The 7,134-nt window shown below is 71.1% G+C and carries 4 protein-coding genes; 2 read left to right on the forward strand and 2 right to left on the reverse strand.

Annotated elements, in window-relative coordinates; genetic code table 11:
• Positions 1-326: 326 nt before the first annotated feature.
• Together ACFSL4_RS15750 and glpK are read left to right on the forward strand one after the other, a co-directional pair.
• On the forward strand, positions 327-1,085 hold the full coding sequence (locus ACFSL4_RS15750; RefSeq protein WP_381082918.1) for an MIP/aquaporin family protein: 759 nt from the start codon (positions 327-329) through the stop codon (positions 1,083-1,085).
• A 21-nt stretch (positions 1,086-1,106) separates the two neighbouring features.
• Positions 1,107-2,627 carry a glycerol kinase GlpK gene (glpK, locus tag ACFSL4_RS15755; protein WP_381082920.1) on the forward strand — a complete coding sequence of 507 codons (1,521 nt, stop codon included), beginning with the start codon at positions 1,107-1,109 and terminating at the stop codon, positions 2,625-2,627.
• Positions 2,628-2,736: 109 nt separating this feature from the next.
• Here glpK and ACFSL4_RS15760 read toward each other — a convergent pair whose 3' ends face one another.
• Positions 2,737-3,342, reverse strand: coding sequence for a GTP-binding protein (locus ACFSL4_RS15760; protein WP_381082922.1), 606 nt, complete (start codon positions 3,340-3,342; stop codon positions 2,737-2,739).
• Positions 3,323-6,934 (reverse strand): hydantoinase B/oxoprolinase family protein, encoded by a 3,612-nt coding sequence (locus tag ACFSL4_RS15765; RefSeq protein WP_381082924.1) that lies wholly within the window; start codon positions 6,932-6,934, stop codon positions 3,323-3,325. Before ACFSL4_RS15765 ends, ACFSL4_RS15760 begins: the two co-directional genes overlap by 20 nt.
• Between the last annotated feature and the right edge of the window lie 200 nt (positions 6,935-7,134).

Here is a 7,134-nt window from a genome sequence, read left to right on the forward strand (position 1 = left end):
CCCCCGCCCCGGACGCGGCGGCCCCGCGTCGGCGATCCCAACCGTTGCCGTCGCCGACCTTGACGCTCCCTGGGTGCCGGGGAAAACTTCCGGATGTCAGTCGGCATCGCCGCATTCGGGCGTATTCAGAGGGTGCGCCCCCGAGGCCCACGCCGGTACGACGGGCCGTCCCCCACGGGCGATTCCACTGCGGGCACGATCGTCGCGGACGCCGGGCGGGGCGCGGAATCCTCCCCGCCTTCGGCTGAAGTCGCCAAGGGAAACGCACCCTGCACGCAGGACGGACACGGGGCGAAGCCGCCCCGGGCGAGAGCCTAGGAGCCGCCATGACGCATGGAAGCATCTTCGTCGGCGAGTTGATCGGAACGGCCATACTCATCCTGTTCGGCGCCGGTGTCTGCGCCGCCGTCACCCTCAACCACTCCAAGGCGAAGGGAGCGGGCTGGGTCGTCATCGCCTTCGGCTGGGGCTTCGGCGTCCTGGCGGGGGCGTACACCGCCGCTCCCAAGTCCGGCGGCCACCTCAATCCGGCGGTGACGCTCGGCCTCGCCATGGCCGGCATCACCGAGTGGGGGGACGTTCCCTACTACCTGCTGGGCCAGATGGCGGGCGCGGTCCTCGGCGCCGTCCTGACCTGGCTGCTGTACTTCGCGCAGTTCCAGGCCAACGCCGAGGAGGACACGGCGCAGCCCACGCTCGGAATCTTCTCCACGGCCCCGGCGATCCGCAATCCGGTCGCCAACCTGATCACCGAGATCATCGCAACCGTGGGTCTGGTGCTGCCCATCCTGTTCTTCGGCAAGAACCTCGGCACCGGCATCGGCCCGATCCCCGGCACGACGGCCTACGGCTCGGGCATCGGCATCCTGCTCGTCGCCCTGCTCGTCGTCGGGATCGGCCTCTCCCTCGGCGGGCCCACCGGCTACGCGATCAACCCCGCCCGCGACCTCGGCCCCCGTATCACCCACGCACTGCTGCCGATTCCCAACAAGGGGGGCTCGGACTGGGGTTACGCCTGGATACCGGTGGCGGGACCGCTGATCGGCGGGGCGCTGTCGGCCCTTGCGTACAAGGCAGCCTTCTGACCCTTTGACGAAGGGGACGTCATGACGGACCACGACCGGAAGTACGTCGCCGCGATCGACCAGGGCACCACGTCCAGCCGCTGCATCATCTTCGACCAGGACGGTGCGATCGTCGCCGTCGACCAGCGCGAGCACCGCCAGATCTTCCCCAAGCCGGGCTGGGTCGAACACGACGCCACCGAGATCTGGTCGAAGGTGCAGGCGGTGGTCGCGGGCGCGATCGCCAAGGCCGGACTGCGCGCCGGCCGGCTCAGCGCGCTCGGTATCACCAACCAGCGCGAGACGACGGTCCTGTGGGACCGCGCCACGGGCAAACCCGTGCACAACGCGATCGTGTGGCAGGACACACGGACCGCGGGGCTGTGCCACGACCTGGGGGGCGCCGACGGGCAGGACCGTTTCCGCGAGCGGACCGGGCTGCCGCTCGCGAGCTACTTCTCCGGGCCCAAGGCGGCCTGGCTCCTCGACAACGTCCCCGGCCTCAGGGCGCGCGCCGAGCGCGGGGAGATCGCCTTCGGAACCATCGACTCCTGGCTGATCTGGAACCTGACCGGGGGGACGGACGGCGGACGCCACGTCACCGACGTCACCAACGCCGGCCGCACCATGCTGATGAACCTCCAGACGCTCCAGTGGGACCCGTCGATCCTGTCCGCGATGAACATCCCGGAGGCCGTGCTGCCGGAGATCAGGTCCTCCGCCGAGGTGTACGGGACCGCCGTCGGCCAGCTCGCCGGCGTCCCCGTCGCCTCGGCATTGGGCGACCAGCAGGCGGCCGTGTTCGGGCAGGCGTGCTACGACGTGGGCACGGCGAAGAACACCTACGGCACCGGCAGCTTCCTGCTGCTCAACACCGGGAACCGGCCGGTGCCGTCCAAGAACGGCCTGCTGACGACCATGGGTTACAAGATCGGCGGCGAGGCGCCCGTCTACTGCCTGGAAGGGTCGATCGCGATCACCGGTGCGCTGGTGCAGTGGTTCCGTGACCAGCTCGGCATCATCCGCGGCGCGGACGAGATCGAGACGCTGGCGGCGAGCGTCGAGGACAACGGCGGCGCGTACATCGTGCCCGCGTTCTCGGGCCTGTTCGCGCCCTACTGGCGCTCCGACGCGCGCGGCGTGATCACCGGACTCACCCGGTACGTCACAAAGGCACACCTCGCGCGGGCGGTGCTGGAGGCGACGAGCTGGCAGACGCGTGAGGTCGTGGACGCCATGCACCAGGACTCAGGGGTGCGGATCACCACCCTGAAGGTCGACGGCGGCATGACGAAGAACAACCTGCTGATGCAGCACCAGGCGGATGTGCTCGGGGTGCCCGTGATCCGCCCGAAGGTCTCCGAGACGACCTGCCTGGGCGCCGCGTACGCGGCCGGCCTGGCGACAGGGGTGTGGAACGGTCTGGACGAGCTGGCCTCGCACTGGCAGAAGGACGCCGAGTGGACACCCGCCATGGAGGCCCCGGTGCGCGACCGTGAGTACCGCAACTGGCGCAAGGCCGTGGAGAAGAGCTTCGGCTGGTACGAGGACGGTGAGGGGTGAGCCCCACCCCCACACATGCGTGCGTCTCGCGTGAGCCACGCGGCGCGCACGGCTGCGGCCCGCCCCCGGTCGGTGGGGTGCGGGCCGTATGTGACGCGCTGCCGCGGGATCAGGTGACGACGCGCTCGCGGCGGGCGGCGGAGTACGCCCCGGCATGCCGGACGACCTCGATCAGGACCTCCTTGGCCGACTCGCGCTCGCGGGCGTCGCCGAGGACGACCGGCACGCCATGGCCGAGGTCAAGGGCCCGCCGTACGTCCTCGGCCGGGTAACGAGCCGCGCCCTCGAAGCAGTTGACTGCGACGACGAAGGGGATGGAGCGCCGCTCGAAGTAGTCGACGGCGGCGAAGCAGTCCTCCAGGCGGCGGGTGTCGGCGAGGACGACCGCGCCCAGGGCCCCGGTGGCCAGTTCGTCCCACAGGAACCAGAAGCGGTCCTGACCGGGTGTCCCGAAGAGGTACAGCACCAGGTCCTCACGGAGGGTGATACGGCCGAAGTCCATGGCGACGGTGGTGGTGTGCTTGCCCTCCACGCCGCGGGTGTCGTCGACCGGGCGGCCCGCCTCGGTGAGCACCTCCTCGGTGCGCAGCGGCCGGATCTCGCTGACCGCGCCGACGAGGGTCGTCTTGCCCACGCCGAAGCCGCCGGCCACGAGGATCTTGAGCGTGACGGGCTCGACCGGAGGCTTGCCGCGCTCACTGCGCCCGAAGATCATCGTTCTCTTCTCCTGCGTGATGGGGGTCGGGCGGCGGTCCGTAGCCTCCGCCGCCGGGTGTCTCGATGACGAGTACGTCGCCGGTGCCGACGTCCGCCGAATCGCTGCCTCGCAGATGCCGCACGGTACCGTCGGCGCGCTCCACACGGTTGGAGCCGAGCGCTCCCGGCCGGCCGCCGGCCATGCCGTACGGCGGGACCCTGCGGTGCTGCGAGAGCGTGGAGACGGTCATGGGCTCCTGGAAGCGAATGCGACGCACCGCTCCGTCGCCACCACGCCAGCGGCCGGCTCCCCCGCTGCCGTCCCGTACCGCGAACTCGTCGAGGAGGACGGACAGTCGCGATTCGAGGACCTCGGGGTCGGTCAGCCGCGAGTTGGTCATATGGGTCTGGACGACGGACGCGCCCGGGAAGCCGTCGCCGGCACCGGATCCGGAGGCGACGGTCTCGTAGTACTGGTGACGGTCGTTGCCGAAGGTCACGTTGTTCATGGTGCCGGAGCCCTCGGCCTGGACACCGAGGGCCGCGTACAGAGCGCCGGTGATGGCCTGGGACGTCTCGACGTTTCCGGCGACGACGGCGGCGGGCGGCTCGGGCGCGAGCATCGAGCCGGACGGCACGATGATGTCGAGGGGACGCAGACAGCCGTCGTTGAGGGGGATGTCGGCGGCGACGAGGGTGCGGAACACGTACAGCACGGCCGCGTTGACGACCGAGAAGGGCGCGTTGAAGTTGGTGACGAGCTGCGGGGACGTGCCGGTGAAGTCGATGGTCGCGCGGCGGCGCTCACGGTCCACCCGCACGCGGACGCGGATGACGGCGCCGGAGTCGGTCTCATAGGCGTACTCGCCGTCGTCCAGGGCGCCGATCACTCGGCGGACGGCCTCCTCGGCGTTGTCCTGGACGTGCTTCATGTACGCCTGCACGACGTCGAGCCCGAAGTCCCCGATCATGCGGCCGACTTCGTCGACGCCCTTCTGGTTGGCGGCGATCTGGGCGCGCAGGTCGGCCAGGTTGGTCCTGGGGTTGCGTGACGGCCAGGGCGCCTCCGTCAGCAGGCGCAGCGTCGCCTCTTCGAGGAAGCGGCCGTTCTCGGCGAGCAGCCAGTTGTCGAAGAGGACGCCCTCCTCCTCGATACTGCGGCTGTGCGCGGGCATGGAGCCGGGGGCGATGCCGCCGATCTCGGCGTGGTGGCCGCGGGAGGCGACGTAGAAGAGGATCCGCTCACCCTCCGTGTCGAAGACGGGGGTGATGACCGTGACGTCGGGCAGATGGGTGCCCCCGTGGTACGGGTCGTTCACGGCGTAGGTGTCACCAGGCCGCATGCTGCCCGCGCGGCGCCGGATGACCTCCTTGACGCTGGTGCCCATCGAGCCCAGGTGGACGGGGATGTGGGGGGCGTTGGCGACCAGGTTGCCCCCGGGGTCGAAGAGGGCGCAGGAGAAGTCCAGCCGCTCCTTGATGTTGACCGACTGGGCGGTGGACTCCAGGCGTGCGCCCATCTGCTCGGCGATGGACATGAACAGGTTGTTGAAGACCTCCAGCAGCACCGGGTCGGCTTCCGTACCGAGATCGGAGCCCTCCGTGACCGCCACGCGTTCCATGACGAGATGGCCGTCGTCGGTCGCGGCGGCCCGCCAGCCGTCGTCGACGACGGTCGTCGCACCGGCCTCCGTGATGATCGCGGGGCCCAGGACGGCGTCGCCTGGCGGCAGGTGCTCCCGGTGGTGGAGGGGTACCTCGCGCCAGGCGCCGCCCGTGTGCAGGCGGACCGTCCCGGAGGCGGAGCGGCCCTCGTACGGGGCGAGGGCCGAGAGATCGGGGGGTTCGGTGACGCCGGTGGCTTCGACGGAGAGGGCTTCGACGACGATCGGCCGGTCGAGCGTGAAGGAGTACGTGGCGCGATGACGTTCTTCGAAGGCGCGCCTCATCGCGCCGGGCTCGGTCAGCTCGACGGTGAGGGTGGTGTCCGTGCCGTCGTAGCGCAGCTGGGCCCGGCGTGCGACCCGGACGCGGTCCTCGGGCACGTCCTCGGCGAGGAGTTCGGCGCGGGCGATGCCCTCCAGGTCGTCGGCGGTCTTCCGGATGCCGGGCATCGAGGCGGGCTCCAGCGGCGCCTCGACGGACTGCTCGCGCATGGCCGTGGTGTCGGCGAGCCCCATGCCCAGCGCCGAGAGCACCCCCGCCATGGGCGGTACGAGGACGGTGCGGATGCCCAGGGAGTCCGCGACCGTGCACGCGTGCTGGCCACCCGCTCCGCCGAAGGTGGTGAGCGCGTACCGGGTGACGTCGTGCCCTTTCTGGACCGAGATCCGCTTGACGGCGTTGGCGATGTTGGCGACGGCGACCTGCAGATAGCCCTCGGCGACCTGCTCGGGGGTGCGGTCGTCGCCGGTCTGCTCGCGGATGTCGTCCGCGAGCGCGGCGAAGCGCTCGCGGACGAGCGCGTCGTCGAGGGGCTGGTCGCCGTGCGGGCCGAACACCTCGGGGAAGTGGGCGGGTTGGACGCGGCCGAGCATGACGTTGGCGTCGGTGACGGTCAGGGGACCGCCGGCGCGGTAGGAGGCGGGCCCCGGGTCCGCGCCCGCCGAGTCCGGCCCCACGCGGTAGCGGGAACCGTCGAAGTGCAGCACCGAGCCGCCGCCCGCCGCGACGGTGTGGATGTCGAGCATCGGCGCCCTCAGCCGGACGCCGGCGATCTGGGTGGTGAAGACCCGTTCGTACGCGCCGGCGAAGTGCGAGACGTCGGTGGAGGTGCCGCCCATGTCGAAGCCGATCACCCGGTCGAAGCCGGCGAGCTGCGACATCCTGGCCATGCCGACGATGCCGCCCGCGGGCCCGGACAGGACGGCGTCCTTGCCGCGGAACTGCCCGGCCTCCGCCAGCCCGCCGTTGGACTGCATGAACATCAGCCGGACGCCCTCGAGTTCGTCGGCGACGTGCTGGACGTAGCGGCGCAGAACGGGCGAGAGGTAGGCGTCGACGACCGCGGTGTCGCCGCGCGGGACCAGTTTCATCAGAGGGCTGACCTCGCTGGAGAGCGAGATCTGCGGGAAACCGGTTCGGGCCGCCAGCCCGCCGATGGCCTGCTCGTGTGCGGGATGCAGATGGCTGTGCATGCAGACGACGGCGAGCGCCCGGATCCCGTCGTCGTACGCCTCCTGGAGGGGGCCGGCGAGGGCGTCGAGGTCGGGGGCGCGCAGGACGGTGCCGTCGGCGGCGATGCGCTCGTCGACCTCGACGACCCGCTCGTACAGCAACTCGGGAAGCTCGATCGCACGGGCGAAGATGCTCGGACGGTTCTGGTAGGCGATGCGCAGGGCGTCACCGAAGCCGCGGGTGATGACGAGCAGGGTGCGTTCGCCCTTGCGTTCCAGGAGTGCGTTGGTGGCGACGGTGGTGCCCATGCGGACCGCGTCGATCGGTCCGTCGTCGTCGAGGAGTGCGCGTACGCCCGCGACGGCCGCGTCGGCGTACCGGTGGGGATTGTCCGAGAGCAGCTTGTGGGTCAGCAGACGGCCGTCCGGGCGGCGCGCGACGACATCGGTGAAGGTACCGCCGCGGTCGACCCAGAACTGCCAGCCGGTGCTCACGTCCGTCTCTCCGATCGCGCTGCTCGGGTCCGGGTGCGCAGTGGGTGATCGGCCCGCTGCGGTTGGTTGTCGACGATCGGTCAGATCATAACGGGCGGACCGTGCTTGTGCCGGTGCGCCCGCCGGGGCCGGTTCCCGACGGCCCGCGTCGCGGACGGCCGGGCGGCCCCGGTCCGCGCGGGCTCGCTCACCGGCGCGCC

The sequence above is a fragment of the Streptomyces caeni genome, from assembly GCF_042678285.1.
Taxonomy (GTDB): Bacteria; Actinomycetota; Actinomycetes; order Streptomycetales; family Streptomycetaceae; genus Streptomyces; species Streptomyces caeni.

Bases quoted from the DNA above. Each gene is read 5' to 3' on its own strand.
- ACFSL4_RS15750 (WP_381082918.1), top strand. From the start codon at position 327: ATGACGCATGGAAGCATCTTCGTCGGCGAGTTGATCGGAACGGCCATA.
- glpK (WP_381082920.1), top strand. From the start codon at position 1,107: ATGACGGACCACGACCGGAAGTACGTCGCCGCGATCGACCAGGGCACC.
- ACFSL4_RS15760 (WP_381082922.1), bottom strand. From the start codon at position 3,342: ATGATCTTCGGGCGCAGTGAGCGCGGCAAGCCTCCGGTCGAGCCCGTC.